Here is a 1,666-nt window from a genome sequence, read left to right as displayed (position 1 = left end):
GCCCTTGCCGACGAATTCATCGGCAAGCTCGAAAAGGGCTATGACAGCCAGGTCGGCGAGCGCGGCGTGACGCTCTCCGGCGGCCAGCGCCAGCGCGTCGCGATCGCCCGCGCCATCCTTCGGGACGCGCCGATCCTTTTGCTCGACGAGGCGACCTCGGCGCTCGACGCCGAAAGCGAGACCTTGGTGCAGACGGCACTGGAGCGGCTGATGCAGGGCCGCACCACTATCGTCATCGCCCACCGGCTGGCGACGGTGCTGAAGGCCGACCGGATCCTCGTCATGGAAGGCGGCCGCATCGTCGAGGAAGGCACCCATCAGAGCCTGGTCGTCAAGGGCGGCATCTATGCGCGGCTGGCCAAGCTGCAGTTCGAGACCGGGGCCAGCGCCTTCAGGGGCGCGGCGGAGTAGACCTCCAACCGCCCGGCAAGCGCTATGCTTCGCCGTAGCGCCTGCGCAAGTGGTCGGTGAAGTAGGCGGCGTTGAGCCTCTCGCCGGTGGCGCGCTCGAGCAGTTCCGGCGTCGACCAGCGCGAGCCCTGCGACCAGATCCTTTTGCGGCGCCAGTCGTTAATGGCGCTGAAGTCACCTTTGGCGAGGTCCTTGTCCGCGGACGGGTGCTCCCTGGTCAAGGCGGCCCATTGCTGCGCCGCCATCATCGCGCCCAGCGTATAGGACGGGAAATAGCCGAAGGCGGCGCCCGGCCAATGCACGTCCTGCATCGGTCCGTCGGCCGGGTTGTCGATGGTCGACAGGCCGAGATAGTCGCGCATCTTGCCGTCCCATGCCTCGGGCAGCTCGGCGACTTCCAGCCGGCCGGAAACAAGCTCCTGCTCGAGCTCGTAGCGCAGGATGACGTGTAGCGGATAGGTGACTTCGTCGGCGTCGACGCGGATCAGGCCGCGCCCGACGTGGTGGACGTGCGGCAGGATGTCGTCGAGCGACCAGGCTTCGCCGAGATGCTTCTCGACCACCGGCAATGCCCAGCGCCAGAAGGCTGGGTTCCGGCCGATCTGCTTCTCGACGAACAGGCTCTGGCTCTCATGCACTGCCATGCCGCGCGCCCTGCCGAGCGGCCAGTGCGACCAGGCTTTCGGCAGGTTCTGCTCGTAGAGCGCGTGGCCGGTCTCGTGCAGCACGCCCATTAGCGCCGACAGGAAATCGGAGGTCTTGTAGCGGGTGGTGATGCGCACATCGGTCGGCACGCCGCCGCAGAAGGGATGGTGCGACACCGACAGCGAGCCGTGCGTGAGGTCGAAACCGACCGCCGTCATCATGGCAAGGCCAAGCTCGCGCTGACGGTCGATGGCGTAGCTGCCGGAGAGCGGCTTCAGCGGATGTTTGGCCAGCCGCGCATCCTGCACGGCCAGCGCGTGCGGCAGGAAATCCTTGAGGAAGGCCTTCAGCTCGGCAAACACCGGCGTGATGTCGGCGGCGCGATTGCCCGGATCGTACTGCTCCATCAGCGCGTCATAGGGGGCAAGGCCGAGCGCGTCGGCGCGCAGTGCCGCCTCTTCGCGCACCAGCGCCACCACGCCTTCCAGCGCCGGCAGGAAGCCCGCCCAGTCGTTCTTGGCGCGCAGGTCGCGCCAGAGCTGCTCGGAACGCATGCGCGCGACCGTCTGCCGCTCGACGAATTCGACCGGCAGGCAGGTGAGGTTGGTGTA

The 1,666-nt window shown here is 67.6% G+C and carries 2 protein-coding genes; one reads left to right on the top strand and one right to left on the bottom strand.

Annotated elements, in window-relative coordinates; translation table 11 throughout:
* Positions 1-411 (top strand): ATP-binding cassette domain-containing protein (locus DH10_RS35755; protein WP_192385947.1); only part of this gene is annotated, 411 nt, incomplete at its 5' end.
* Between the two features lie 22 nt (positions 412-433).
* Here the strand turns inward: DH10_RS35755 and DH10_RS35750 are convergent.
* A partial coding sequence (locus DH10_RS35750; RefSeq protein WP_192385946.1) for a carboxypeptidase M32 occupies positions 434-1,666 on the bottom strand: 1,233 nt, incomplete at its 5' end.

Source organism: Mesorhizobium silamurunense (assembly GCF_014843825.1).
In the GTDB taxonomy this organism is placed as follows: Bacteria; Pseudomonadota; Alphaproteobacteria; order Rhizobiales; family Rhizobiaceae; genus Mesorhizobium; species Mesorhizobium silamurunense.
The sequence above is the reverse complement of the archived record's forward strand: the minus strand, read 5'-3'. Positions and strand labels throughout refer to the sequence as shown.